We start from the raw sequence: 26,681 nt of genomic DNA on the forward strand, positions 1-26,681 counted from the left end.
ACGCGTGGGTTGGATCACCGGGAGCATTTTACGATGCACTCCCTCACCCGGACGGTACAACCGAAGATGCCTTGGAAACGCTCGCAACAATAACACACACACACACACACACACACACACGATGCCCTCCAGTCTGCAGAACCTTTGCGTATTGGCCGATCAGTATATTCCAGCATATCAGGCGGAAATGCTCAAGGAGGTCACAGAGGACGCGGACGTATCAATTCCACTCGCCATTGTCAACGATCCTACAGAAGACGAACTGGATCCGGATCGCACAGCAAATGCCATTAACTCGAATATCAACACTAACACCGTTTGCCTCTTCTTCGAACTCCTCAGTCGAGAGCGCGCCTGGACGTTTGTACTGGCTGAAAAGAAAATGTCTGAAATGTTCTCAGAAGAGCACCGACAGAAGCAGGTTGCCGTCGAAGACGCAGCCTGTTTCGGCAACGCAGAGATTCGGAAGGTCACTCCGATACAAGACGGAAACTGGTTCGAATTTCCCAGCGATACCGTGGATACCGTCGATGAGCGGTGCGATGTCATTCTCCGGCTCGGGTTCGGGCTAATTCGTGGTGATATTCTGAACGCAACAGAGCACGGCGTTTTGAGCTTCCATCCGCGGATATTCGTCGGTATAGAGGACTGGGACCACCTCAGGCGTTTCTCGATGGCCGTCAAAAGATAGGCGCCACGTTACAACGCCTTACAGAAGACATCGATGGGGGAGAAATCGTTGCCTATGATGAGATAGGGATCGGCGACTGCCCCACGCTCTACATCTATAATCGTGTCCACAGCCTTGAGCCCCAGCTCATTAAACAGGGAATTGAGAACTTGCGTGATTCGGAATTTGAACCACATCTCCCTGATTCGCTTGGAGAATACAATTCGACGACGTCACGGAGATCAGTTGGGTTCGATTGAGAATAATTTGACAAAATGCACTGGGACGCCTCAATTCCAAGATCAATCACCGAATTCCGAAACCAAGTATCGACAATTGAGGAGCGTCTCCGCCGATCGAATCGAGACGCTCCTATCTCAACAGATAGGGCGAGGAATGGTTGCCAATCAAGCCAGGTGTGCCTATTACCCGCTACTCACCTCAATCTAGACGTTTTGTAATTGCGTAAGGTGATCGGCCAGATAGTTGGAGTGCGCTGGAATAGGAGACCAATCAAAAGCATCGATCCAATTGACAACCTGAATTGACCGGTACCTCAGCGACTGAAGAATATACCGTGAAAAGCCGACCCCAACTTATAAATTATAGTCCATAATAAGTTTACAAATATCCCAAATCTCTCAGTCTTTCTTCCGCATCTGGGTTCTGTTGCGTTGTTCTTTCACTTGGTTCTATATTGTATTCAGTAGGGGCGGTATATTCTGGTTCTTCAGAGAGAAGGTCGGAAATAGGTTCGCCATCGATATCCGTGGGGATAGCACAGCCAGCAATTCCAAGAATAGTGGGAGAAATATCAAGTAGAGAGGCATCCAGGTCACTCACTCCCTCGTCATTTTCAAATCCAATTGCGGTAACGATTCCATAGAGACTGTGATGGGCCTTGCGCGAATTTCTCCATACCAAGCCGGAAGGTCCCCTCCAAACCTGGGAATCGGTGGAAGTATATATTATTTCCCCCGCCTCGTCCACAAATGGCCCTTCGTAAACCTCCTCGCGAGAGAAAGCATCTATTCCCTCTTCCGAGTTCAATTTGTTAATTATTTCTTCAGTGATTCGTTCTTCCTCTCCATCACTCAGATCGTCTGAAAGGCGGATTGCGTGTTCGTCCTTTGATAGGCAAAACGCATCTGATTTGGACATACTAATACCTTTTTCAGAAGAAACTTTTATACCCGAAATTCTTTCGACAACATATTTGGATTTCTTGAGTATTGGATGGAGCCATTCTTGCCTGAACAGAATTTGTCCAAGAATTCCTAAATTAATGGAATTTCCACCATCACTTTTAGTTCCTATTTTTGTGTTTCCGGATTTCAGATATCCTTCTTCCATCAACCAATCGTTTATATAGAGTTGTTTATCAAACGCCCTAAATCCATGATCGCTAATGAGGAGAAGGCGATCGTCTTCATTCAGAGATTTGCTCACTCTCTCGACATGTTTGTCGACCTCAGCCAAAACTTCACTCGCAACTCTCCCAATATCGGAATCCGGCTGTTCAAAGAGGTCAAAATACGCGTCGTGTTGGAGCCAATCAGTTTCGCTAATGAGTTGAAAGAGAAAATCGTGATCCTCAGCTTTCAAGACGCTCAAAAATTGTTCACAGTTATGTTCGACGCTAGAATGCATCTTCTCAACGTTCTCCTTCACTCCGCCGCCAAACGTTGGATACCAGGGACTCTCTATCTCATATTGGTTATAAAGATTCCTCGGCGTTGGCGGTTGATCATCAGAATCTAACCAAGACGGGACGATATCACCCTTGATGCGAGCTGGACATGAGAAGGGGAGGTTAAAGAGAAAACAGTCGTACCCTGCATCGTCCAGATGTTCATAGAAGGTTTCCGAACGGAGAGTGGTTCCATCAAGAATGGAAGTGTTCATATGTTTATCAAATTCAACGAAGTCATATAAGCCGTGTTTTCCCTGGTTTTTACCTGTTTGAAATGACGCCCACGCCGGGGCAGTGACAGGGGGTGTGGTGCTTTCCAGAACCCCGCTAGGATTTTTATCGAATAAAGACCTGATATGGGGCGTGAATTGTAATAAATCCGTATGGAAGGCATCCAAACCAATTACTACGATCCTGCTCATCAATAGAGTAGGCAACACACAGCCATATATAAGTTTATAGTCCCCCCGGTATTTATATCAAGCAAGCTGCTTAATGTCTCTACGAAGGGAACTATTAGGGAGGTTTCAATTTGAGCTAGTTGCTCGGATTGTTGGATCGATTTCGGGCGCTCTACTAACGGTTGGTTTAGCACGGATATTATCTACCGACGAATACGGCCTCTTATTTCTCGCAATTTCAGTTTTTGGAGTTATAGAGTTGATCAGTAGGCTGGGGATCCCAAAAGCTGGAGCACGCTATATCACCCAGTATCGTGAGAAAGATCCCGACCAAATTCCGGGGCTATTACGTTATATATTCCTGCTAAATATTGCCGTAGCATTCATAGCATCAAGTTTGCTATTTGTGGGATCAGGACCGATTTCTCAAGCCGTCAACGAGCCCGAACTGGCAATATTACTATTGCTCGGGACCGTATTCGTAACTTCATCTGCTGTATTTAAGTTCTCACGTATTCAGCTTCAGGCCTTTGAGGATATCAATTCTGCAGCGGTCATATATGCGCTGGAACGGGGAATCAGGGCATCAACTGCAATTGGATTGGCCATCATTGGTTACGGAGCCGTGGGAGCGCTCATTGGATACATTCTTGCATCGGTAATCGGCGGTATTATAGGAGTGGGGATACTTTATAGAAGGTATTTTCAGGGGGAGACTGTTCTATCCCTGGAAAAAGGCCTCCGGACACGTGTAGTCAGATACTCAGTACCAATTACAGCCACCAGTGCCGCTAACACGATCGACAAAAAAATTGACACTATTCTTGTTGGATTTTTCCTTGATCCGATTGCAGTTGCGTTCTATACACTTCCGAGACAAATCATCAGTTTCATCCAAACTCCCGTGTCCGCGCTTGGGTTTTCTCTCTCCCCAACTTTTGAGTCACAAAAAGCTAGTGGAAATGCCGCTCTAGCAGCGCGGATTTACGAAAAATCACTCTTTCACATTTTACTCATCTATATCCCAGCTGCTGCTGGAATCGTCCTTGTTGCAGAACCCTTTATCTCCATCATTTTTGGCCCAGATTATTCGGGAGCCATTCCTGTACTACAGATACTAGCACTACAAATCGTTCTTCTTGCTGTTGCGATTCTAACAAGTAATAGTTTAGATTACCTTGGTCGTGCTAGAGAGCGAGCAATAGCAAAGACCATTACTGCCTTGCTGAACCTCTTGCTCAATATACTACTTATCCCAACTATTGGTGTGGTTGGAGCAGCAATATCTACAGTCACTACCTTTTCAATCTACACATTTGTTTCCATTTACATAATGGCGCAGGAACTGGAGATCCGCCTGAACTGGCTATTTTGGAGGGTCGGCAAAATCATAGTTATAACACTAATCATGAGCCCATTTGTTTACGCCATGTTGTTAATTGGGGAAGGGGCTCTATCACTATTACTGTCGATAATTGTAGGAACTGCTATCTGGTTCGGAGGGGCCGTCCTACTGAGGCTCATAGACTTGAAGAAACTCGCAGAAAAGGTATCATGATACGAACCCATAGCGAATTATTGAAAGAAGCTATAGGGAAAGATTGGATTCAAAAATGTGGTTGTCCACCATTTGAGGTTCTTTGCTCCCAAACAATGCCGGTCAAGGCCCAACAGAATCTCAAATAGGCAGATAGCAATCAGTAATCAGAACACGTTTAACCATCAATAGATATCGAAATACCATGACGTGGTTCCCCGGCACTGCCGCCCAATTTCCAACACCTGTAACCCCATTACAAAAACGGTTGAGTGGAAACAACCTAAGAAAGGGGAAGACCAAGCGGCAGTGGATCTATCACTTTGTGCCCAAACTATTTCACGCGCCTTCTAATAGATGGATTAATGTGAAGTCAAGGGAGGAATGATGAGGAAAAAATCCAAAGCCGGAATCTCAATATCTCTCGCCTTTCTTTCTATCGCCACAATCATTGCCTGCAAGAGCCCTTCGGCTTATGAAGTTTCGATATATTCCGGAACACCAATACTTTATTGGGTATTTTTGACTGCATCAATATTAGTCGCAACGTCTCTGGTGGTGACAGGGACAAGGCCTTACACGGGAATAGTACTATTTTCGACTGCGTTACTCACTGTCGTGAGTCTACCTCTTCTACGAGGCTATTGGCTGGTTGGTAGCGGGGACCCAATGAGCCACCTCAGCCAGGCATATCAAGTCGCAAACGGCATGAACCTCCTTTCAACATTTTACCCGGGGATGCCCTCACTTGTCGAGATAAACCGGGAAGTAACAAATCAATCCGCGCGGGTAATTCTGATGTCCTTAGGACCAATTTTCTTTCTCGTCTTTGTCGTTTTCATCGGGCTGATTACTAGGCAATTGACGCTAAAATCTCGTGGCCTAATTGTCGGTGTAATCATCGGGTTGATGCTGCTCCCGATTAATCTCGTTGCGACGCACCTGTATCCTCACCCGAACTCATTCACGATCCTATTTGCATCAATTGGGATTTTTCTTTCAATCACGATGCTTCGGTCCCCGGACCGGGATAAGTTCACCTCTCTCTTTGTTTTTATTATTGCGATGATCGCCTACCACCCACAACATGCATTAAACATGATCGCAGTTTTGGCCGTCTTCGGGATATCATGGGAGTTTACAGACAGGAGTTCGCCTCGTATTCTCCGGAACCCATTAGTTTCTGTATCCTCAGTTATGGCCGTAATTTGGACAACGTGGGTCCTTGCTCAATCGCGATTCGAGCAATCCTTTGTTAGTGTTGTGAAAGGTATACTCTCAGCCGGTCAAACGGACGTGACTGCCGGGCGTGGAGACACCTTAGCTCAGTTAGGATCTGGCATCGTGGAACTCACCCTTCGGCTATTTTTCATCGATCTACTAGCTCTCATATTCGGGGCGGTTAGCGGAATATTCGCATTAGCGTGGGCCGCTCGCCGGGCCGGCTTAGAAAGTTCGCTTCTAAGAGCCATTCCGATTAAGAAGGTGGCAACCGACCACAAGACGGTATTCTGCATCATCACTACCTTCATTCCCGTAATTGCCTTCTTCGGGATATTCCTCGCGTCCGGAGTGACACAGCAATTTATGCGGTTCTTTGGTTTTGGGATGTTTCTCGCGTCGATTATAATCGCCGTCGGACTCCATCAGACGCTGGAACTGGCTCCTCGGGAGCCTAGATCGACAGGTGCGGCGATCGTTTTAACAATTATACTCACTACGTCACTTGTCGGTGCAAGTCTCACATATCACAGTTCTCCGATGATCTTTCAGGACACTGGACATGTCACCGAAGCCTCAGTCGAGGGGTTCGAAACACAATTTGATTATCACAACGGCGTTGAAATGATGGGGACCCGAACTCCAGTCTGGCGTTATGCAGTTGCACTAGAACCTGGAGAAGAAAGCCCTATGCTCAAGTATACCGGAGTCTTCAGAGAGAACCCACCCCCAGATCACTTTGCAAATCAATCGTTGCATCAAAGATACGAAACGGACCGAGTCTTGATGACGACAGCCAAGGGGCGATGGCTTGATACGACCCTATATGATAATATTCGGTACTCATCGGACGATTACGCATATTTGGACCGTCAACCGGGGATCGATAAAACGTACGACAATGGTGACGTGAGATCCTACTTTATCCATAGTAACGATACATCGATGGTGGAGGAAGAGACCACTTCAGAATGATCGGTTGAGAATTTTGCTCCACTGCACAGACGCTTGGAGAGCGACGACACCAAGAGGGAGTAGGATATAGTCACTACATCTCTGATGGACCGCTAGCATATATCAATAAAGGAGACTACTGATTATCGATGGATCGATTATAGACATCCAGAATTCTGTTTGCCATCCGCGAAAGTCCTATTGTATCTATCAATTTTTCACGTCCATCCGACCGTCTACTGTCATCAAGCACACACTGCAAATGGTGCTCCAATTCTTCCTCGGTCTTGCTAACGTATGAATTTTCAATGCGAGATAAAACTTGTTCCGCGAAACCAACATCGGTTGAAACGACAGGGACGTTACAGAGGGCTGCCTCTTTGATAACCATTGGTCCGCTCTCCCTTCGAGATGTTACTAATAAAGAGTCACTTGCATTCATATATACAGGCATCGATTCATGAGGGATTCCGGAAACTGATTGAAGACATATATCTGCATCTAAATTCCTGACTATTCTTTTAGCCAGATCAAAGCGTTTTATTGATCTAGATTTTGGATATGGGAATAGCACAATGGTTTTCTCTTGATCCCATCCCAATTGACTCCGGGCTTCCTCTTTCTCAATCGGACGGAAAACAGAAGGGTCCACACCAAACGGAATCACCGAATGGTCAACAGGCAAATATGGCGACATAGCCGGGGAAGGAACAATGACTTCATCTGCAAAACGACTACAGATGCGGCACATTTTTTGATATCTCTCCATGAGATCTGTTCCCCAGAAAGTCAGCACAACCGGGCAAGATAATTGCCCAAGGGCAAAAGGAGCTACTTTACCATTATTCGCATGTATTATATCATACTCCCCCAATGGTTCTTTTAGTATATCAGGATATAGTTTAAAATAGTCAAAGTGCGTCCTGGATATGCTTTGCTGTTCTTGATAGCTTTCGCTTTGATCGCCGGGAGACAGGTGTGTAATGTCGCATCCTTCTTCTTCTAACGCTTTTATTTGATTTTGATAAAATGGAGAGTATTGATTCGTTACTATCGAAAGTACCTTCATGATTATTTTATATTTTGTAGTTGATGGTTATTGATTCGACTAGGGCGATAGTAGGTCGTAGTTTTGTCTTCTTATAGACTTTCAGTGAGTATCGAAACTATGGCTTCTGCAGCAGTACCATTACCATAAGGGGATGGTTTGTCATCGACGTTCTGATCTCTCGTAAGTTGGTTCTCAATCTTTCTCTGATTGGCACCGACGAGGACGTTCCACCCACTCTCGACGGTCTCGACCCACTCCGTCTCGTCGCGCATCGTCACGCAGGGCGTGTCGAGATAGAAGGCTTCCTTCTGGACGCCGCCGGAGTCCGTCGCGACTCGCTCGGCCCCGTCGAGCAGCCGAACGAAATCCAGATACCCAACTGGATCGACGACCTCGAGTTCGTCGGTCGCACGCTCCCAGAACCCGTAGTATTTGAGCCGCTCTTCCGTCCGCGGGTGGACCGGAAAGACCACGGGCAGGGGCACCGCGGAAAGCCCGTCCAGGATCGCCTCGAGTCGATCGGGATCGTCGGTGTTACTCGCGCGGTGGACCGTCGACAGGATGTATTCGCCGTCCGCGAGGCCCAGCTCGTCGAGGATGGTCGATCGCTCCGCGGCCACTTCCCTGGCCCAGAGAATGGAGTCGTACATCACGTCGCCGACGACGTGGACGCCCTCCGTAATGCCCTCCTCGGCGAGCGTTTCAGCAGCCGACTCGCTCGGTGCGAATAGCAGGTCCGACGCGTGATCCGTAAGCACGCGGTTGATCTCCTCGGGCATCTCGCGGTTGTAACTCCGCAATCCGGCTTCGACGTGTGCGACCAGCGGGTCGATCTTTGCCCCCGCGATCGCGCCGGCCAGTGTCGAATTCGTATCGCCGTAGAGCAACACGACGTCGGGCGCCTCGGATTCGATCAGCTCTTCGATTCCCTCGAGCATCGTAGCCGTCTGTCGCCCGTGGGTATCGGAACCGACACCCAGATTATAATCCGGTTCGGGGATGCCGAGTTCGTCGAAGAAGACGTCGGAGAGCTCTTCGTCGTAGTGTTGACCCGTGTGGACGAGAACCTCCTCGTGATCCGTCCGAAGCTCCCGGGAGACGGCAAACGCCTTGATGAACTGGGGGCGAGCGCCGACAATCGTTAATATCTTCATGAATCTGACTCCCCTAATTTGTATATCATCTCAAGCATGAAGTCAGTGACGTCAATTTTGTCTTCAATTAGTTGTTCACGTTTCTGTCGCCATCTATCTTGTGCGTCTGAGTCTGCGATTAGTTCACCAACAATTTCGAGCGTCTCACCCTCCTCTGTACGTGAGTAGAGAAGATCGTACTCTTGTTCTAGTTCGGCGAAATTGCTCATATCCCCCTCGCCAGCAAATGAATTCGATCTCACAGCAGGAGTCCCAAGAATTGCTGCTTCAGTCGCCATCGTTTGTGAATCGCCAGCGTACAGGTTTGCATAGTAGAGCAAGTCATGAATTTGGGTCGGCGGAATGGGGAGACGGTAATCTTCGAACTCATCAGGGAGCGGGTCTTCACTAGTAATATACACATCCCCATAGTCTGAAAGGGCTGAGACTAATTCCCGTTTTGCCTCTGTTGAAAAGCCCTTGTGACCAACATCGTGATGTGCACCCCACGAAACAAAGCGCAACACGGAGTAAGGATCGTTCGGGTCGATATCGTGGTCTTTGAGAGAATCGGGGTCGGGTCTGAATCGGTCTGGATGGAGATACGCAAGTTCATGATATCCATCATATCTCTCCTGTTTCTCGCCAAGATCTGCGTTGAAGTTCGCTGGTGTGCAAATTTTGTCCGCGAATGGATGTGTGAGCTTCGACGCGAGATGTGCAGGTTCACTGTCGTTGAAAACGACTTTGGGGCACCCAACCAGCCGGGAAGCGTGAGCGGCTGGTGGGCTCGCAACACTCAGAATGATGTCGGGGTTGTACGAGCGTGCGATCTTGATGGTACGAAACTCGCGTTTTGCCCATTCTGTAATAAGATCAAACTTTCTCGAACCCATCGCTGATAGCGGGGTGTGGTCAATTCCATACTGATCAAGGAGTGTTATCGTGATTTCTTTGTCTCTGGATAATACCCGTGTCGCATGTCCACTTGATTCGAGTTCCGCAATAGTGTGTTTGAACAGGTGTACATGAGCAGGATGACCTATATCGAAAAGTATCTTCATGGATTGTTTGAATGGGGTTCAAAGATTGCAATTGAATCTCTAGTCACGAATCTGAACCTCTTTGGACTCGTTGACCTGCATGTCGAACAGCATGGCGAACATGATGAACATGCTGCCCATCGTGAACAGCATCAGGCTCGATGATGCCCGCATGAACAGCGGGTTACCTAGAACGACCTTTTCGTACACGGACCACATCCCGCCGAGCAGCCCCAGCAGCGCCGTCCCGGCCCCGAAGTAGTAAAACAGGGCCAGCGGGTGGAAGTCGAGCACGAGGTACTTCACTTTCAGCCGCCAGAGGAAGTTCTTCAGCAGCATGCCCGACACTTTCCGCATGTACACCGAGTACTTGATGCTGCTTTCCTCGTCGCCGTAGACGGCCGGCATCGCGACGTCGGCCACGCGCATCCCCTTGGCGTTTAACTTCACCAGGAGGTCGTTGCAGTAGCCGTAGTACTCGTACATGTTCCCGATGCCGACGTTGTCCAGGGCGTAGTACGAGATAGCCGTGTAGCCGTTCTGGGGATCCATCGTCTTCCAGTAGCCCGACGAAATCTTCGTCAGGAAGGTCAGGACCGAATTCCCCACGAAGCGCCACTTCGACATCCCCTGTCGGTACTCCCGGTACAGTAAGCGGTTGCCCTTCGTGTAGTCGGCCTCGTCCTCGACGATCGGGTCGAGGAACTTGTACAGGATGTCTGGATCCATCTGCCCGTCGCCACCCATCACGGCCGTGATGTCGATCTCGTCCTCGAGCGCCCGCTGGTAGCCGGTCTTGATCGCACCACCGACGCCGCGGTTCACCTCGTGCTGGATCGGCACCACGCGACGGTCGAAGACCGCTGCCACAGAGTTGCTGGCCGAGTCAGCCGCTCCTTCAGTCGCGACGACACCGCCGTCGGCAGTCACGCGGTCCGACTCGACATCCGCCAGAACATCGTCTTCGTCGTAGTTGACGGCCGCGGGTTCGCTGTTCTCCCGCTCGGCGTGTTCCCGGATCTCCGCCCAGGTGCCGTCGGTCGAGCAGTCGTCGACGACGTACAGCCGGTCGGCGTACGCCGGCATCGTCTCGATCACGTCGCCGACGAACCCCTCCTCGTTGTAGGCAGGTACGACGACGCCGATGGTGTGGTCTCTATACACGTCTCACTCGCCCCCGTTCGTTACTCATCATAACCCACCCCAATCGTGTACACGTCTCCCTCCACTGTGCCCTCTTCGAGTGCGTCTCGTCCATCGATCACCAGCGGAGGGGTACCGTCCTTTCGACTCACGTCTCCCCACCGAATCGACTCGAACTCGTCGTGTGGCGTCACCAGGACGACCGTGTCCACGTCCATGTCGGACACTTCCTCGAGCTCGACCGGCTCCAGCGAAAACTCCTCGAACGACTTCAGCATCGGGTCGACGCCGTAGACGTCGGCCCCCGCCTCAGACAGTTGCTCCGCAATCGGGATCGACGGCGATGCGCGAATCTCCTCGACGCCCGGCCGATAGGTCAGCCCGAGGACGACCACCGATGCCTCGGATAGCTCTGTGCCATCCTCGGCCAGCCCGTCTCGAACCTTCTCGACCGTGTACGCCGGCATCGAGTCGTTGACCGCACGGGCCGTCTCCAAAAGCGTCGAGTCCGTCTCGAACGGCTCGATGAGGAAGTATGGGTAGTACGGTATGCAGTGGCCGCCGACACCCGGCCCGGGATCGTGGATGTCACAGAACGGCTGGGTGTTCGCGACGTCGATCGCCTCGCGGATGTCGATCCCGAGCTCGTCCGTGTACGTCCCCAGCTCGTTCGCCAGGGCGATGTTGACGTCGCGGTAGAGCCCCTCGAAGACTTTCACACACTCCGCGGTCGTCGCGTCCGAAGTCGTCAGCACACCCTTCGAGTTGATCTCCTCGTAGATCAGTTGCGCCACGCGCGCACTCTCGTCGTCGACGCCGCCGACGACCTTCGGGTACGCCCCGCGGATGTCCTCCAGTGCCCGCCCGGACGACGTCCGCTCGGGACAGAACGCGAGGCCGAACTCGTCGCGATCCAGTCCGGAGACCGACTCCAGCGTGGGCAACACGCGGTCCGCGGTCGTTCGCGGCGGAACCGTACACTCGATGATGACCTGGTCGCCCGCCGACAGTCCGCGAGCGATGTCCTCGACGACCGCGTCGAGGATCGCCAGGTCGGGTTCGTGAGCGTCCGTGATCGGCGTCGGCACGATGACGACGTGAATCGACGCGTCTTCGGCTGCTGCCCGCGGCTCCGACGTCGCCGTCAACGCGTCGTCGGCCGCGAGTTCCCCGACCAGATCCGCCAATCCGGGTTCGCGTTTGACGTGACAGCCGCCGTCGGTGATCGTCTCGACGACGGCCGGGTCGACGTCCGCGCCGGTAACGTTGCCACAGGTTTCGGCGAACACCGACGCGAGCGGGAGGCCCATCTTCCCGAGTCCGTAGACCGCGACCGGTATCTCGCCGTCGAGGAACGATGCCCGCTGGACGGCCTCGTCGGCCGCCGACTCGTACAGCGACGTCACCGGTTCCGCGACCGCATGCCCACCGTCGGTTCGTGTCTCACCCCCTGCCGCGCTCATGTCCTCACGCCAGTCAGTCATTAGAGACGAACACCTCCTGTCCGGGTCGGGACGGCTCCTTATCTGCCCCACGAGCTGACTCTTCGATCGACTGGGCCACCGCCAGTGCCTCGATGCCGTCCTGAACGGTCACCTCCGGAACACCGCCGTCGCGCACGACCTGGCAGAACGACGCGAGCTCCTCCCGGAGGGGTTCCGACGTGTTCACCGACGGTCGTTCGACGATGCTCTCGTGGGTGAACCGAACGCCGCCGTTGTCTTTGACGTATTCGGGAGCCGAGTTGCGATAGATCTCGATCGACTGATCGAGGTAGTCGAGTTCGATGAAGCAATCCTCGGCGGTGATCTCGAGCGACCGAACCTTCCGCTGGGTCTTGCGGCTGGCGATCAGCGTGGCCATCGTCTCGTCGTCGAACGACAGCACCGCCGAGGCGTGACGATTCCCGTCGACACCCGTGCCGTAGGCGTCGCGGGGCGACTGCCCCAGCAGCGAGCAGACGATGTCGATGTCGTGGATCATCAGATCCATGACGGCGCTGTCGTCGATGGTCCGTTCCGGTGCCGGTCCGAGTCGCTGGGCCTGGATACTGTGGACATCGAAGTCGTCAATGAGTTTCGACAGTGCCATCACGGCCGGGTTGAATCGCTCGATATGGCCCACCTGAACCGGCAGGTCGGTCCGATCGACCAGTCGGGTGAGGTCCTCAGCTCGTTCTAACGTCCCCAGCACCGGCTTCTCGACGAAAGGGGCGACCTCGGCTGCTAACGCTTCCTCGACGAGGTCGAAATGGTACTGTGTCGGAACCACGATCGAGACCGCGTCGACGCGTTCGAGCAGATCCGTCTGTGACAGCGCTGTCGTGCCGTACTCGTCGGCGATTTCCGCGGCGCGCTCCCGGTCGGCATCCGCGACACCGACGAGGTGTACATCTCGAAGTTCGTTGTACACTCTGACGTGGTGTTGTCCCATCGAGCCGACGCCGATGACACCAACGTCGAGTTGGTCGTTTGGATTAGTTTTCATAGATTTGAATCGTCTCTATTATGTGGTCGACATCGTCCGCGTCGACGCCGGGGTGGACGGGCAGGGAGAGGACCTCCGCTGCGACCCACTCGGCGACCGGCGCCGAACAGGAGACGTCCTCGTAGGCGGGCTGCTTGTGGATCGGTGTCGGATAGTAAATCCCCGTTCCGACGCCGTGTTCGTCTAGGTGGGCGGCCAGTTCGTCGCGTTGCTCTGTGCGAATCGTGTACTGGTGATAGACGTGGCGAGTGCCGTCCGGTTCGACGGGTGGCGTCACGTCAGGGACGTCTCGAAGGGCCGCGGTCAGTCGGCGGGCGTTCGCTCGCCGCTGTTCGTTGAAATCAGGGAGACGGTCGAGTTGCGACCGGCCGATGGCGGCGGCGATGTTGGTCAGACGGTAGTTGGTCCCGAGTCGGACGTGCTCGTAGCCGCCGCCATCGGCCCGACGACCGTGATTGATGAACGACCGGATCGCCGACGCGACGTCGTCGCGGGCGGTCGTCACCATACCGCCCTCGCCCGTGGTCATGTTCTTCGTCGGGTAAAACGAGAAACACGCGGCGTCACCGATCGACCCGACGCGGCGACCATCAGCGGCCGCGCCGTGAGCCTGCGCAGCATCCTCGATGAGTGGGACGTCGAGTTCCGCTGCGAGGTCGACCAGTGCATCCATCTCGCTCGGTAGCCCGTAGAGGTGAACGGTCAAGATCGCGTCGACGTCCATCTCCGCGGCCACGTCTGCAGCCGCCTCGGGATCCAGCGTATAGGTCTCCGGGTCGATATCGGCGAAGACAGGTTCCGCGCCGGTGAGTCTGATCGTGTTCGCAGTCGCGACGAACGAAAACGGCGTCGTCAGGACGCGGTCGCCCTCGCCGATACCGAAGGCACGGAGCGTCGCCTCGATCGCGGTCGTCCCGTTCGAAGTGGCGATTCCGTGGGTCGTCTCGCAGAAGTCGGCAAATTCGTCTTCGAACGCACGGACTTCGGCGCCGTCGGCGAGCATACCGCTTTCCAAGACTGACTCGACGTCGTCCTGAGCGTGCGTCGCGATGTCGGGGGAAGCGATTGGTATCATCAGATGTCGTTAGCGGATTGCAGTGTGTCTGGAAGCGGACGATGCTGCGCCGGGGTGCCCACCGCAAGCGTCTCCGATGGGACATCTTCAGTAACGATGGCACCCGCGGCGACGAACGAGTCCTCGCCGACAGTGACGCCGGGGAGGATCGTCGCGTTCGAACCGACCGACACGCCGTCTTCCAGGGTCGGTCCTTCGAGCTCGACGTCCTGGCGGATTGGATACGGATCGTTCGTGAGCACTGCGTAGGGGCCCAGAAACACGTTGGAACCGATCGTCGTATCCGAAGGGATGTAGACGCCGGACTGAATGCTGACGTGCGAACCGACGGTCGTACGCCCGTCGATGACGGCGTTCGTCCCGACCAGCACGTCGTCACCGAGTTCGGTCAGCTCCCGAATCAGCGCGTTGTGGCCGGTCGCACAGCCCTCGCCCATCACGACATCGTCGTAGACGATGGTTCCGGCGCGGATGGTCGTCTCCGCGCCGATCGCTGGCCGTGTTGTCTCGTCGTCGTAACTGTAGCCAACGGTGGCGCCGTCGTCGATCGCAGCCAATTGGTAGTGAGAGTCGGTCGTCATCAAAGGATCCTCGCACCCGTCGCGGGTAAGTTAGTCACGGTGGTGTCATCCGTGGAAGTATCCACCGCAGTCGAACTGTCATCGAAGTACTTGGAAAAGCCCACACTGGAATTCGCAAGTTTCGAATGTTGACGTGCCATCACCTCACGCCACACGTTGCTCATAACACATCACCGCCACCACGTCGAGAATGTGTATTGTAGGCTGTCATTATCCCTTTACACAATCACGTGGACGCGACCGTCGATCGTGGCCGGCTTCGGACAGCGCCACCGCCAGCGGCAAGCCGACGTACCCGAGCCCGACGACACAGACACTCGCCGTCTCGGCTTCGATCGGCTTGACCGACTCGAGGCGTTCAGTCATGGGCGATCACCCGAGAGGGCGCGTCACGTCCCCGACAACGGCGAGCGGGTCGACGTGAGCACGCCGTCGTCGGTGTGGCGGTTTTCGAAAGCGGCGTGGTTCGTCTCGGTCGGTTTGCGAGCAAGTCTTGAACAGTTGGAGGGGTCCGTCTAACCATTCTGGGGAACACCTCGTCGGACGGCCATCGTAATTGTGGCTACGAATCGCGTTGTAATATATCTAGCGGAAACAGTTACTGGCAACAATACTACTGAACTCATTCCACTACGCTGTGCAAACAGAGCAAGTCCGGGCATAGTCGGCGGACTGCGACGGGGTTCGGCGGCGACGAGCCATTCTCGTTCAATATATTAAGATTTCGAAGTAATGTATCTATCGAATAAATACAGATAGTGAGAAAAGAGAACTCGAAGGATAGGAGCCCCGAATAAATTGGAGAACGACGAACGCCCATGGACGAGTCACTCGACAGTGACACTCTTGGCGAGGTTACGAGGTTTGTCGATGGAACGGCCGAGCAAGTTTGCACTCCAGTACGACACCAGTTGAAGTTGTACGTTAGCCAGAACCGGCGTCAACTCTCGCCCCAGCGACGGGACCGGGAGGACGTGCGCCGCGTCCGAGTCTACGGTCTCGGGACGGTCAGTCACAGCGATAACCGGGGCGTTACGGGCCCGAACCTCCCTGACGTTTCCGAGCGTCTTCGCGACGGCGTCGTCGTCACCGGTGATCGTCGCGAACACGGGTGTCTCCTCGGTCACGAGCGCCAGTGGACCGTGTTTCAGTTCGCCAGCGGCGAATCCCTCGGCGTGTTTGTAGGTGATTTCCTTCATCTTCAGGGCACCCTCGCGCGAGACTGGCGCGTCGAGTCCGCGGCCGATGAAGAAGTACGCCTCCGCATCCAGGTAGGTCTCTGCCACCTCGCGAGCCAGCGATTCGTCGAGCACCTGCTGGATGCCGTCCGGGAGCGCCCGCAACGACTCGACTGCCGCCTGCGTCTCGCTGCCGGCGAGGACGCGGGCCACCATCGCGAGGGCGACCTGCTGACTCGCGAACGTCTTCGTCGCGGCCACGCCGATCTCCGGGCCCGCACGGATGTAGACCACGTGATCGGCTTCTCGCGCGGCCGAACTCCCGACGACGTTCGTCACGGCGAGCGTCGTCGCCCCCGTGCCCGCCGCCTCCCTGAGTGCACGCATGGTGTCTGCCGTTTCACCGCTCTGGGTGATCCCCACGACGAGCGTCCCATCCGGAACCGGGACGCGATCGGCCGCGTATTCGCTCGCCAGAAACGCCTGGGCGGCGATACCGTGATCGCGAAGCAACTGCGCCCCATACAGCGCCGCGTGGTAGGACGTACCGCAGGCGACGAACTGGACGCGTGCCGGCCGGTCTAACGCGGCGAGCTCCGACAGGTCGATCGAACCGGTCAGCTCCTCGACGCGCTCGCGGAGACAGCCTCGGATCGCGGCCGGTTGTTCGTGGATCTCCTTTAGCATGTAGTGGTCGTAGCCACTCTTGCCGGCGTCCTCGGCGTCCCACTCGATCGTCTCGATATCCGCGTCGACGACCCGACCTCGTTCGTCCGTCACAGCCACTCGATCGGGCGTGACGCGGGCGTACTCGCCGTCTTCGAGGTAGATCACGCTGTCCGTGTACTCGATGAAAGCGGGGACGTCGCTCGCCAGGTAATGACCGTCTTCACCGATACCGAGCACGAGCGGCGACTCGTGTCGCGCAGCGTAGACCGTCTCGTCGCCCGCGAACACGGCCGCCACGGCGTAACTGCCCTCGAGACAAGCGACCGTCCGCCGGAACGCGGCCTCACGTACTGTCGTTGCGTCCGCGGAATCTCCATCGGCTTCGGTAGTCTCTCCATCAGCTACGGCAGTCGATCCAGCCACGTCTACGTCGGCCGTCGCCACGTCGTCGCTGGATACCGTCGTCGTGCGTCGAACGACATCGTCGAGGTCGCCCTCGAGGGCCGCCTCGAGAAGGTGTGGAACGACCTCGGTGTCGGTCTCGCTCTCGAAGGTGTGCCCGGCCGCCGAGAGGGCATCTCGGAGGTCGCGATAGTTCTCGATGATCCCGTTGTGGACCACGGCGATTCGACCGGTACAATCGGTGTGCGGGTGGGCGTTGACGTCCGACGGCGGCCCGTGCGTACTCCAACGCGTGTGACCGATCCCGGCGGCACCGTCGACGCTGCCGTCCGGCAACGCAGCTTCCAGCGCGGTGACCTCCCCCTCGCACTTGTGGATCGCGATCGATCGATCGGCGACGGCCAGCCCCGCCGAGTCGTACCCTCGGTACTCGAGTCCGGAGAGGCCGGAGAGGAGGACGTCACAGACCTGTTCGCCGTCGTCAGCACCGGTGTATCCGATAATGCCACACATCAGGATCGTACCTCCGTCGCCGCCTCGATTGTCCCGTCGACCGTCGTCCCGGTTGCGAGGTGGGCGCCCGCGCCGACGACCGTCCCGGGGGCGTACGTCACGCCGCCACCGTCCGTGACGCGATCGGCGAGCAACGCACCCAGCGGCGCATCAACGTGGACCTGCTCACCGACACGAACGTCACCGGGACCGCCCGGAATCGTCGAGCCGGACCCGATTTCCACCCCGACGCCGGTGACGGTGTCGCGGACGACCGTGTTCGCGCCGACGCGCGTATCGCGATCGAGGACGGACCGCTCCACGACGGCGTTTGCCCCCACCGTGACGTTTTCGCCGAGTGCGACGAACGGGCCGACGACCGCGCCGGGACCGATCTCGCAGTCGGGGTCGACGGCGACCGGTTGACGGAGGACCGCAGTCTCGTGAATCGTCGGCGATCCCGGACCGTCGCTCGAGTCGATGCCGCCCGTCTCGGACGGGGCGACGCCGTCAGCGACTCGGCCGTCGTTCAACAACGCGGTCGTGATAGCCAGGAGATCCCACGGATACGTCGCATCGGCCCAGAGCCCGTCGGTTCTGACGGCACGGACCGCGCCCTCGTCGATGAGCCGATCGATCGCGTCGACGAGCGACTGTTCGCCGTGCCCGGAATCGACGACACGGACGGCGTCGAAGACCCGCGGTTCGAGGACATAGATGCCGGCGTTCAACAGATAGTGGCGATCGTCACGGGGCCGTTCGACGATTTCGCGGACACGGCCGTCCTCGACGATCAATCCGCCGTACTCGGCGACGTTCTCCCTGTCGAGCGCTGCGAGCGTCGCCGGCTCGGCCGACTCGCCGTGGGCCGTCACGACGGCGTCGATGCTCTCCGCATCGACGAGTTGGTCGCCGTACACGACCAGACACGGCCCGTCGACCGCCGACTGGACTTGCAAGAGTGCGTGGCCCGTCCCGAGCTGCGTCTCCTGGGTGACGTACCTGAGCGGAACGTCTCGATACCGGGGGCCGAAGTGCGTCTGGACGCGGTTTCGACCGTAGCCGACGACCAGCGTGATGTCCGTGAGTCCGGCGTCGACGAGCGCATCGAGGACGTGTTCGAGGATCGGTTTCATCGCACCGGGGAGCATCGGTTTGGGTCGGTGCGTCGTCAGGGGTCTGAGGCGAGTACCTTCGCCGGCGGCGAGAACGACCGCGGATGGAGGGCTCATCGGACGAAAATATCCCCAAGGAGGTAGTATATCTTTTGCTTGTAAACAGCTAATGAGATATCTAGCTACTGAGTAACATATGTTTATTCGGAGTGAAAAATATCAGCAGTGAGCGCCGGACGCCTACTCGACGCGGAGAGGTCGGCGGTCGACGATCAGCGTACGGGCGACGTCAATCGACGATTCACTCCTCGTCGATTCGTCCGTCATCGCTGCTTCCAGTCGATTCGTCCGTCGGCGCTGTCGACTCAGCGGCAGCGTCACTGTCACAGAGTTCGTCCGCATAGGTGAGTGTCTCCCTGGCGACCGCTGGCTCGACCGGCGACGGGTCGAACGTCGCTCGCTCGTAGGCCGCCGTCAGTGTCGCCAATCGTTCCGTTTCCGTCTCGTCGGGAGTCTCGTACGCGCGGAAAAACTCCCAGTGCGTGAGTCCGGCACGCGTATCGACGCCCGCGTCGAGTTGGCTTCGGACGGCGGTGTAGGCCGTCCGGACGGCATCGTCCGGACGGTGCGCCTCGAGCGCGTCGGCAGCCTGTGAGAGAAGCTGACCGGAAACGGCACGAACGGTGATCGACGGGTCGGGGGTCGACTCACTGTGACTGGCTGTCGAGTCGCCACGGGACCGGCGCCAACGCCACCAGCCCGTTCCGGCCAGGACGAGGAGGACGACCGCACCCCCGATTGCGACGAACACACCGACTGAAGGTCCCTGCGACGACTGTTCGGCCGAGACCACCACCGTCTCGGTCGCTTCGACGGTCTCGAGGTTCGTCCCAGCGCCGTCCATCGAGACCGTAACCTGATGGTCACCGGCCGTCGACGGGATCGCGACCGCCGTCCCGAACGAGCCGTCCGCTGCCGTCGTCGCCGTCGCGACCCGCTCACCGTCGACGGCCACCGTCACTTCTTGCCCGCCCACACCGACCGTGTCGACGGCGAGCGATCCGTTGACCAGGAGGTCGTCGTCACGTCGCTCCGTGTCGATGGCGAGCGTCGGCGCGGTCGATTCGACGGTGACGGTCGTCGTCGCCGACGCCACCACCGCCGGGTCTTCGGTGGGAACGGCTACACCGAGTTCGCGTTCCCCGGGAGGGATCGTCGCCGGGACGGAGATCGCCGTATCGAGGGACCCGTTCTCCGTCTCGCCGGCCCCCACGTCAGTGCCCTCGATCGTCACGTTGAGAGGGAGGCCGTCGACCGGGTCGCCGTCGATGGAGACGTCGGCCGACACGGAGGTCGGGTCGGCGAACGCGACCGACGAGGTGTTACTCGTCAATTCGTCGATCGTCGCCGTCTCCTGCGTGATCGAGACGGGGACCGTCGTCCGCGAGTCGAGGTAGCGCGACGAGGGATCGGGGACGTACGTTACCGTCACGTTCTCGGCCGACGCGGGGATCGAGACCGGCCGGTACGTGAACGAGAATCGGCCCCGCGAATCGGTCGTCGTCCGTAGCGACCGGTTCCCGACCTCGAGGCCGATCGCCTCGTCGGCGACGGGTGCGCCGGTCTCGCTCACGAGCCGTCCGCCCGCCCGAAGCGGCTCGGTGAACGAGATGTCCGAGTTTCGGGCCCTGACGGACAGCGCGGTCGCCTCGAACGCCTCGCGGGTGATCTCGGTGTGTGTCGAGCGGATATCCTCGGCGGTCGATTCGACCGCCTCCCTGGTCTCCGAGAAGTTGCCGGCACCCGACTCTTCGAGATCGTCGTACTGCGTCGAGAGCGTCTCCCTCGACTCGTTTATCTGGGTCGCGATCTCCTCGAGCTCGCGGGCTCGCTCTCTGGCCAGGTCGGTCTCTCCGTCGGCCATCGCCTCGTCGTAGGCGGTCTCCGTCTCCTCGTAGTCTTCGAGGAGCGCGGTAAGAGCGGCCTGTTCGTTTCGCGTCCGTTCGAACAGCTCGGCCGTCCCGTTTCGGTCGAGTTCGTCGGCGACGTCGACGTACGCGGCGTACTGTGAGAGGAAGTCCTCGCCGATCGACTCGTTCGCGAGGTCGTACTCGCCCTCGCGCAACCAGTTTGCACCGGTCTCGAGCCGAGCAGTGAGATCCGCCTCGAACCAGTCCGCGAGTGCTGCCGTGTCACCGTCCGCTTCGTACGACTCGGGGTTCCGGTGGCGTTCGGTTCGATTCGTCGAATTAGCGGCGGCGGAGACGGCTGGATCGACTCCCGTGACGACGCCCGGATTGACGGGTAGGCCGATTTCCCGGTCGTGAGGGGCGGTGACTCCCGGGTCACTCCGGCCGTCGAGGGCGGCATCGTCGCCACCGAGACTACCGGCCGCCGTCGGAACGAGCGCGCCAGCAACCACGAGTACGACGACGGCAACGGTCGCGAAGGACCGGAAGGGGATCGATAACCGCCCGATGGCGGGGAGGGAGGTCACAAAATATCGTACTCGCGAGCAGGGATAAATGTATTCACAGTCAGCTAGATAGTACAGTACAGCACAGTTTATATTCCTCAACAATACCAGTAGTTTCAACACCGTCGTCGTAGATCGAACGGCTATGCAGGCTACGCGCCGACCGTGGGAGATCGCCGCCCTGGCCGGCTTTCTGGTCGGCTACGGCGCAGTCGTCGGCAGTCCGGTTCCCGGCGTCGGCGCGCTTCTCGTGGGTGCCTGGCTCGTCGGGCGACAGGTCGCGTTCGTCGAACAGGTCGATTGGATCCGAACGGGGCTCACCGTCTCACAGCGACCGGCTCGGACGCGAGCCAATACCGGAGCGCGTGACCAGGTCACGCTCCTCGCGACGATGGGCGAGCGGACGGGACCCGTCGACGGCGCCGACGGACCGCAGGACAGCGAGATCGGTGCGTTTCCCGAAGAAAGAGCGCGCGCACGTGCCGTCGACGTGTCCGTGACGGCCGGCGTCCCGACGGCCGCCATCGTCGATCGGCCGCTGTCGGTACAGCTCGACGCCACCGCGTCGGAAGCCGCGGCAACCAGCGTCGTCGAGTGGCCGGTCGCGGGGCGCCACGAGTTCGAACCGGCGAGCGTCCGCGTCCGCGACAGGCTGTTCACGGAAACGCTCTCGATGGGAGAACGGCCGACAGTCGTCGTCGAGGCGCGACAGGCAAGTTCACTCCACGTCGGCGAGGGCGGCGAACGGATCGCCGTCGGCGTCGGCACGCGCGACGACGGACGACGAGGGCAGGGGCTCGAACCGGCAGCGTTGCGAAAGTACACGGCCGGCGACGCCGCGTCCAAGATCGACTGGAAAGCCACCGCCCGACTTTCGACACCGTACGTTCGCGAATACGAGGCCGAGACGGATCGCCGAACGGTGCTCGTCGTCGACGCCAGGCGATCACCGGCGGTCGACGGTCCCGGGAGCTCGCCGCTCGATCACCTCACGTCGGTCGCTCTCTCGATCGCCGACGACGCACACAAGCACGGGGACCCACTCGGGCTCGTCGTCGTCGGCGAAAACGGAATCAACACACGGATCCCGACGAGCAGGAGCGCCGACGTCAGCGGACGGATCCGGAACGCGCTCCTCGATCTCGAACCGGAGCCCGGTCGCTCCGGGAGCGGCCCCGTCGACCCGACGACCACCGCAACACCAACGCGTGACGGGCGTGCACTGCGGGAGACGATTTCCGGACGCGGAGACACGCACGCGCCGATCACCACCACAGCAGACGCGCAGGCAGCCCGGGTGGCACTCGATGGGACGAGCGCGTTCGATCGGCACCTCCGGCCGTTCTACGCCGATCGCACGGCCTACGTCGAACGCGTCGCCGACGCACCGCTGTTTGCCGCCGTCGACCAGGAACTCGGACGCGAGTCGGGCCGGATCTGGCCGGTCATCCTCACGGACGACACCGCACGCGCCGAACTGGCCGAGGCGGTCTCGAACGCGAGGGCGCGCGGCGACGGGGCACTCGTCGCGATCGCGCCGACGGTGTTGTACGAGCCGGCCGGCCTGAGCGAACTGGATCAGGCGTACGACCGGTACGTCGAATTCGAATCGTTCAGACGGCAGCTCGGACGCCAGACCGGCATCACGGCGCTCGAAGTCGGACCGGCCGATCGGCTCGATGCCGTGCTCGAAGCTGGTGATCGACCGTGAATCGTCCGTCGACACGGTCCGCTCGATCGAGTGCACACACGCTGTTCGAGCAGGTCCGACACGAGGTGCCGGTCGCCGTGGCCATCGGAATACAGGCTGTGGTGGCCGTCGCTATTCTGGGCCCGGCTGGCATCGTCCTCGCCGCAGTGACGGCGGTCGGGTTGGTGCTCGCGGGCACGCCGTACGGCCTCGCAGCGGGCCACGTCGCCCTCGTCGGCCTCGACCCATCGACACTCGCGGTCGACTCGCTCGCAGCCGTCGAATGTGCCTTCTTCGTTGTGCTCGCCGCGTCTTTCGTGCGAGGGCCGGCTGCCAGCCGTGTGATCGCGGCCGCCGGGGTCGTTCTCGTCGCGGGCGGCAGCGTCGCGTGGCTCACGCACGGCCTCCTCGCGGAGTGGGCCACGCTGGCCGTGGCAGCGTTCATGTTCGCACCGATCTACTACGGAATCTACCGGTATCAACTCGTCCGGGACCGCACCGGCCGACGTGCCGACGAACCGACTCCGACCGAAGCGCCCGACGATCCCACTGCATGAGTCATCACGACACCGATCGAGACGATTCGGCGACGGACCGCACGCCAACCGAGCACGGAAGAACGCAGTCGACGACCGGTGAAGCGACGAGCGGCGAAGCCGCAGCCGGGAGTCACGCGGCGGCCGAGACCACGCTCACCCCGGACGAGCTCGCTGCACAGGTGGAACTGCTCGCCGACGAAAACGCCCGGCTGCGGGAGACGTACGCGAACGCCAAACGAGCACGATACCGCCGGACGGCGCTCGGCCTGGCCGGAGTCGGTATGCTCGCCGTCGTCGGTGGCCTCACCGTCCCGGCCGGTCGGGACGTACTCTTCGTACTCGGCGCCACGGGCCTCTTCGGCGCACTCCTCACGTACGTCCTCACACCCGAGCGATTCGTCGCGGCGTCGGTTGGCGAGCGCATCTACGGTGCCCTGGCGACCAATCACGCGGCACTCATCGACGAACTCGGCCTGCGCTCGGAGCCTCGCTACCTCCCCGGGACGTCGAGCGTCGCGCCGAAGGTGTTCGTCCCCCAGCGGGCGAGTACCACGTCGCCCACTGGCGAAACCGGCCCCATCGTCACCGACGAGGATCATCGGGGTCTGCTCCTCGAACCGACCGGGGCAGAACTCTACACGGCGTTCGCCGAGGCGAGTCCCGCCGATCCCGCGACGACGCCGGCGCCACTGGCCGGTCAGCTGGCCGAGGCCGTTGTCGACCAGTTCGAACTCGCCCGGACGATCGAACCCGACGTCGACGGCGACCGCGTAACCTTCGCCGTCACCGACGCCGCGTTCGGTCCACTCGATCGATTCGACCACCCGATTCCGTCGTTTCTCGCGGTTGGCCTCGCTGCGAGCCGGGGCCGGCCGGTCCGGCTCACCGTCTATCCCGGCGACGATCGGGCGGACTGGCTGGTCACCTGCTGGTGGACCGACGCTGCGACGGGCGACTCGAGGTAACGGACGTGGACCGACGCGCTCGACCGTTCGAGCCGACCATCCCGCTACGGTGCGGGGCGGGCGTCACGTCCGGTCGGGCCCAGTCAACGCCTCCGGCGCGGCGCCTGGCGGCGACACGTCCGCCAGAATCTCGTCGACGATAGCCGATGCACTGGTGGACGAGAGGGTCGCATCCGTTTCGAGGACGAGCCGGTGAACGAGTATCGGCTCCGCGATCGATTTGACGTCGTCGGGGATGACGTACGACCGGTCGTAGATGGCCGCCCTGGCCTTTGCACCGTCGACGAACGCGAGCGTCGCCCGCGGAGACGCGCCGTGGGCGACGTCGGGGTGGTCACGGCTCGCGGCGACGAGGTCCAGAATGTACTCCGTGATCGGCTCGGCGACGTGAATCGACTCGACGGCTTCCCTGGCAAATTCGATCGCCGCAGGCGAGACGACCGGTTCGACCGCGGCCGGCCCGAGCGTCGGGTTGGATGCGAACCTGTCCACGATCGCCCGTTCGTCGCTCCGATCGGGGAGGTCGACGGTCAGTTTGAACGTAAAGCGGTCTCGCTGGGCCTCCGGGAGTTCGAAGACGCCCTCCATCTCGATGGGGTTCTGTGTCGCGACCACCATGAAGGGAGTCGGCAGCGCGAGCGTGTCCCCCTCGAGGGAGACCTGGCGCTCCTGCATCGCTTCGAGCAGCGCCGACTGCGCCTTCGGCGTCGCCCGGTTGATCTCGTCGGCGATGACGACGTTCGTAAACACGGGCCCGCGCTGCAGTTCGAACTCGCCGGTCGACTCCCGGTACACGTGCGTGCCCGTGATGTCGGCCGGCAAGATGTCCGGCGTGAGCTGGATCCGCCGGGACTCGAGCCCCGTCACGCGGGCGAAGAGGGCCGCCATCGTCGTCTTGGCGACGCCGGGGACCCCCTCGAGGAGGACGTGGCCGCGCGTCAGGAGGGCGATCGTCAGGTGTTCGATCTGGCGATCCGAGCCGACGAGTACCTGGCTCGTCTCGGTTTGAATCGTCTCGAAAATCGACGACGGATCGGACCCAGGGGGGACGTTCGCAACGTCACTCATTCGACTGCTCTTCGGTTTCGCCTGTGTTAAGCGCTGTTATTATTCGCTGTATTCGTTCGCTATCCCACTCCGGATGCTGTTCGCGGAGGTGGGCACGGAGGGCCTCGTTGTCCGCCTGACTGCGGGCCAGTGGTTGCTCCCCATATCGACCTGCGCGACCCCGAAGACGAACGACGAGGCGGTAGGGCCACCGGCCGGCCACGAACGCGATCAGGGCGATCCCGACACCACCGACGGCGACCGTGAGGATTGACGAGCCGCGGACGGCCAGGAGCGCCACGTAGGCCGGCGGAAGCTCCTCGTCGTGTGAGACGTCGACGATCACGCGGTCGGCCGATTCGAACAGCGCGGCGAGAAACGCCTCGTTGTCGGCCCGATCGAGCATGGCGTTGATCGTCAGGCTCGGATCGCCGATCGTCACGACGGTGCCGTTGCCGACCGGTTCGGAGGCGGCGACGGGATACCGCCCGAAATCGGCCGCCGAACGGTTCGCGTCCGCAGGCCCGAGCGTCGCGTACGGACTCGTCCGAACGAGGACCGTCGCGTCGTCGCTCGCGTTGACCGCGGTCGCGTGGTTGAACACCAACCGGTCGACGGGGCGGTCAAGCGTCGACGTGTTGACGTCGGTCGCGATCGGCATCGCCGGGCCGCGATCGTACCGGTGCTCGTCACGCAGGAGACGCCCGTCGACGCGCGTCTCGGCGCCGACGGACGCGAGCAGATCGTTCCCCGCCGAGCCGAAGTTCTCGAGGACGACGAGGGTCCCGCCCGAACGAACGAACTGGCTCACTCGTGACGCATCCGTCGAGCCGTAGGTGTCTGCCGGCGCCGTGACGAACGCGACCGACTGGGTCGGATCGCCGGACTCGTAGACGCCCGTCTCTCGAGCGACGACGAGTTCCGTGTCGGCGTCGGCCTCGATCGCGCCGCGAAACTCGCTCGACCCGTCCCAGGTCGGGTTGAAGAGGCCGAACGCCGACGCGGAGGTCGCAGCCGCGACGACGATCGTCAGGACCGTCGCCCCCAGCAGTGCGGCGAGGAGTACCTGTGGCCAGGGAATATCGTCGAGGTCGAGGGCAGCGATCCGGTCGGACGATC

21 protein-coding genes are annotated in these 26,681 nt (G+C 59.0%); 6 read left to right on the top strand and 15 right to left on the bottom strand.

Annotation, left to right across the window (positions count from 1 at the left end):
* Positions 1-121 precede the first annotated feature (121 nt).
* The gene (locus C479_RS07470) at positions 122-691 is read left to right on the top strand and encodes a hypothetical protein (RefSeq protein ID WP_152415836.1); all 570 of its coding nucleotides are present in this window, start codon (positions 122-124) and stop codon (positions 689-691) included.
* A gap of 600 nt (positions 692-1,291) precedes the next feature.
* Here C479_RS07470 and C479_RS15835 read toward each other — a convergent pair.
* Positions 1,292-2,785 carry an alkaline phosphatase family protein gene (locus tag C479_RS15835; protein WP_007700289.1) on the bottom strand — a complete coding sequence of 498 codons (1,494 nt, stop codon included), beginning with the start codon at positions 2,783-2,785 and terminating at the stop codon, positions 1,292-1,294.
* A gap of 73 nt (positions 2,786-2,858) precedes the next feature.
* On the opposite strand from C479_RS15835, the gene C479_RS15840 reads away from it, so the two are divergent.
* Together C479_RS15840 and C479_RS07485 are read left to right on the top strand one after the other, a co-directional pair.
* Positions 2,859-4,322: a flippase gene (locus C479_RS15840; RefSeq protein WP_083893849.1), complete on the top strand. Its 1,464-nt coding sequence runs from the start codon at positions 2,859-2,861 to the stop codon at positions 4,320-4,322.
* A gap of 366 nt (positions 4,323-4,688) precedes the next feature.
* Positions 4,689-6,497, top strand: a complete 1,809-nt coding sequence (locus C479_RS07485) for a hypothetical protein (RefSeq protein WP_049907157.1) — start codon at positions 4,689-4,691, stop codon at positions 6,495-6,497.
* Positions 6,498-6,612: 115 nt separating this feature from the next.
* On the opposite strand, the gene C479_RS15845 is transcribed toward C479_RS07485, so the two are convergent.
* The 12 genes from C479_RS15845 to C479_RS07535 all read right to left on the bottom strand — a co-directional run bounded on the left by C479_RS15845 (position 6,613) and on the right by C479_RS07535 (position 21,342).
* Positions 6,613-7,545 carry a glycosyltransferase family 4 protein gene (locus C479_RS15845; protein WP_007700299.1) on the bottom strand — a complete coding sequence of 311 codons (933 nt, stop codon included), beginning with the start codon at positions 7,543-7,545 and terminating at the stop codon, positions 6,613-6,615.
* A gap of 71 nt (positions 7,546-7,616) precedes the next feature.
* On the bottom strand, positions 7,617-8,681 hold the full coding sequence (gene wecB, locus C479_RS07490; RefSeq protein ID WP_007700302.1) for a non-hydrolyzing UDP-N-acetylglucosamine 2-epimerase: 1,065 nt from the start codon (positions 8,679-8,681) through the stop codon (positions 7,617-7,619).
* Positions 8,678-9,724, bottom strand: coding sequence for a DUF354 domain-containing protein (locus C479_RS07495; RefSeq protein WP_049907150.1), 1,047 nt, complete (start codon positions 9,722-9,724; stop codon positions 8,678-8,680). Before C479_RS07495 ends, wecB begins: the two co-directional genes overlap by 4 nt.
* A gap of 39 nt (positions 9,725-9,763) precedes the next feature.
* A complete protein-coding gene (locus C479_RS07500) occupies positions 9,764-10,867 on the bottom strand; it encodes a glycosyltransferase (protein ID WP_007700308.1) in 1,104 nt (367 codons plus the stop codon).
* A 20-nt stretch (positions 10,868-10,887) separates the two neighbouring features.
* Positions 10,888-12,330 (bottom strand): nucleotide sugar dehydrogenase, encoded by a 1,443-nt coding sequence (locus tag C479_RS07505; RefSeq protein WP_007700311.1) that lies wholly within the window; start codon positions 12,328-12,330, stop codon positions 10,888-10,890.
* Positions 12,323-13,333 carry a Gfo/Idh/MocA family protein gene (locus C479_RS07510; protein ID WP_007700313.1) on the bottom strand — a complete coding sequence of 337 codons (1,011 nt, stop codon included), beginning with the start codon at positions 13,331-13,333 and terminating at the stop codon, positions 12,323-12,325. Before C479_RS07510 ends, C479_RS07505 begins: the two co-directional genes overlap by 8 nt.
* Entirely contained in the window at positions 13,323-14,408 is a 1,086-nt protein-coding gene (locus C479_RS07515; RefSeq protein WP_007700314.1) for a DegT/DnrJ/EryC1/StrS family aminotransferase, read from the bottom strand. The genes C479_RS07510 and C479_RS07515 overlap by 11 nt, the downstream gene beginning before the upstream one ends.
* Complete coding sequence (locus C479_RS07520) at positions 14,408-14,989, bottom strand: acyltransferase (protein ID WP_007700318.1); 582 nt, start codon at positions 14,987-14,989, stop codon at positions 14,408-14,410. The genes C479_RS07515 and C479_RS07520 overlap by 1 nt, the downstream gene beginning before the upstream one ends.
* A 210-nt stretch (positions 14,990-15,199) precedes the next feature.
* Entirely contained in the window at positions 15,200-15,355 is a 156-nt protein-coding gene (locus tag C479_RS16045) for a hypothetical protein (protein WP_007700320.1), read from the bottom strand.
* Positions 15,356-15,816: 461 nt separating this feature from the next.
* Positions 15,817-17,751, bottom strand: a complete 1,935-nt coding sequence (gene glmS, locus C479_RS07525; RefSeq protein WP_007700322.1) for a glutamine--fructose-6-phosphate transaminase (isomerizing) — start codon at positions 17,749-17,751, stop codon at positions 15,817-15,819.
* A complete protein-coding gene (locus C479_RS07530; RefSeq protein ID WP_049907151.1) occupies positions 17,751-18,962 on the bottom strand; it encodes a sugar phosphate nucleotidyltransferase in 1,212 nt (403 codons plus the stop codon). The genes glmS and C479_RS07530 overlap by 1 nt, the downstream gene beginning before the upstream one ends.
* Positions 18,963-19,146: 184 nt before the next feature.
* On the bottom strand, positions 19,147-21,342 hold the full coding sequence (locus C479_RS07535) for a hypothetical protein (protein ID WP_007700328.1): 2,196 nt from the start codon (positions 21,340-21,342) through the stop codon (positions 19,147-19,149).
* Between the two features lie 124 nt (positions 21,343-21,466).
* On the opposite strand from C479_RS07535, the gene C479_RS07540 reads away from it, so the two are divergent.
* Genes C479_RS07540 through C479_RS07550 form a run of 3 tightly spaced genes read left to right on the top strand, consistent with a single transcriptional unit; the run spans position 21,467 to position 24,515 of the window.
* On the top strand, positions 21,467-23,032 hold the full coding sequence (locus C479_RS07540; RefSeq protein ID WP_007700331.1) for a DUF58 domain-containing protein: 1,566 nt from the start codon (positions 21,467-21,469) through the stop codon (positions 23,030-23,032).
* Positions 23,029-23,568 carry a hypothetical protein gene (locus C479_RS07545; RefSeq protein ID WP_007700334.1) on the top strand — a complete coding sequence of 180 codons (540 nt, stop codon included), beginning with the start codon at positions 23,029-23,031 and terminating at the stop codon, positions 23,566-23,568. Before C479_RS07540 ends, C479_RS07545 begins: the two co-directional genes overlap by 4 nt.
* Positions 23,565-24,515: a hypothetical protein gene (locus tag C479_RS07550; RefSeq protein WP_007700337.1), complete on the top strand. Its 951-nt coding sequence runs from the start codon at positions 23,565-23,567 to the stop codon at positions 24,513-24,515. Before C479_RS07545 ends, C479_RS07550 begins: the two co-directional genes overlap by 4 nt.
* 63 nt (positions 24,516-24,578) lie before the next feature.
* On the opposite strand, the gene C479_RS07555 is transcribed toward C479_RS07550, so the two are convergent.
* Positions 24,579-25,583: an AAA family ATPase gene (locus C479_RS07555; RefSeq protein WP_007700340.1), complete on the bottom strand. Its 1,005-nt coding sequence runs from the start codon at positions 25,581-25,583 to the stop codon at positions 24,579-24,581.
* Positions 25,576-26,681, bottom strand: a 1,106-nt coding sequence (locus C479_RS07560; RefSeq protein ID WP_007700343.1) for a DUF4350 domain-containing protein, incomplete at its 5' end; no start/stop codon positions are given. The genes C479_RS07555 and C479_RS07560, both read right to left, overlap by 8 nt.

The sequence above is a fragment of the Halovivax asiaticus JCM 14624 genome (assembly GCF_000337515.1).
In the GTDB taxonomy this organism is placed as follows: domain Archaea; phylum Halobacteriota; class Halobacteria; order Halobacteriales; family Natrialbaceae; genus Halovivax; species Halovivax asiaticus.

Bases quoted from the DNA above. Each gene is read 5' to 3' on its own strand.
- C479_RS07515 (WP_007700314.1), bottom strand. From the start codon at position 14,408: ATGATACCAATCGCTTCCCCCGACATCGCGACGCACGCTCAGGACGAC.
- glmS (WP_007700322.1), bottom strand. From the start codon at position 17,751: ATGTGTGGCATTATCGGATACACCGGTGCTGACGACGGCGAACAGGTC.
- C479_RS07505 (WP_007700311.1), bottom strand. From the start codon at position 12,330: ATGACTGACTGGCGTGAGGACATGAGCGCGGCAGGGGGTGAGACACGA.
- C479_RS07520 (WP_007700318.1), bottom strand. From the start codon at position 14,989: ATGACGACCGACTCTCACTACCAATTGGCTGCGATCGACGACGGCGCC.
- C479_RS07485 (WP_049907157.1), top strand. From the start codon at position 4,689: ATGAGGAAAAAATCCAAAGCCGGAATCTCAATATCTCTCGCCTTTCTT.
- wecB (WP_007700302.1), bottom strand. From the start codon at position 8,681: ATGAAGATATTAACGATTGTCGGCGCTCGCCCCCAGTTCATCAAGGCG.
- C479_RS07510 (WP_007700313.1), bottom strand. From the start codon at position 13,333: ATGAAAACTAATCCAAACGACCAACTCGACGTTGGTGTCATCGGCGTC.
- C479_RS15840 (WP_083893849.1), top strand. From the start codon at position 2,859: ATGTCTCTACGAAGGGAACTATTAGGGAGGTTTCAATTTGAGCTAGTT.
- C479_RS15835 (WP_007700289.1), bottom strand. From the start codon at position 2,785: ATGAGCAGGATCGTAGTAATTGGTTTGGATGCCTTCCATACGGATTTA.
- C479_RS07495 (WP_049907150.1), bottom strand. From the start codon at position 9,724: ATGAAGATACTTTTCGATATAGGTCATCCTGCTCATGTACACCTGTTC.
- C479_RS16045 (WP_007700320.1), bottom strand. From the start codon at position 15,355: ATGACTGAACGCCTCGAGTCGGTCAAGCCGATCGAAGCCGAGACGGCG.
- C479_RS15845 (WP_007700299.1), bottom strand. From the start codon at position 7,545: ATGAAGGTACTTTCGATAGTAACGAATCAATACTCTCCATTTTATCAA.
- C479_RS07555 (WP_007700340.1), bottom strand. From the start codon at position 25,583: ATGAGTGACGTTGCGAACGTCCCCCCTGGGTCCGATCCGTCGTCGATT.
- C479_RS07550 (WP_007700337.1), top strand. From the start codon at position 23,565: ATGAGTCATCACGACACCGATCGAGACGATTCGGCGACGGACCGCACG.
- C479_RS07470 (WP_152415836.1), top strand. From the start codon at position 122: ATGCCCTCCAGTCTGCAGAACCTTTGCGTATTGGCCGATCAGTATATT.
- C479_RS07530 (WP_049907151.1), bottom strand. From the start codon at position 18,962: ATGAGCCCTCCATCCGCGGTCGTTCTCGCCGCCGGCGAAGGTACTCGC.
- C479_RS07540 (WP_007700331.1), top strand. From the start codon at position 21,467: ATGCAGGCTACGCGCCGACCGTGGGAGATCGCCGCCCTGGCCGGCTTT.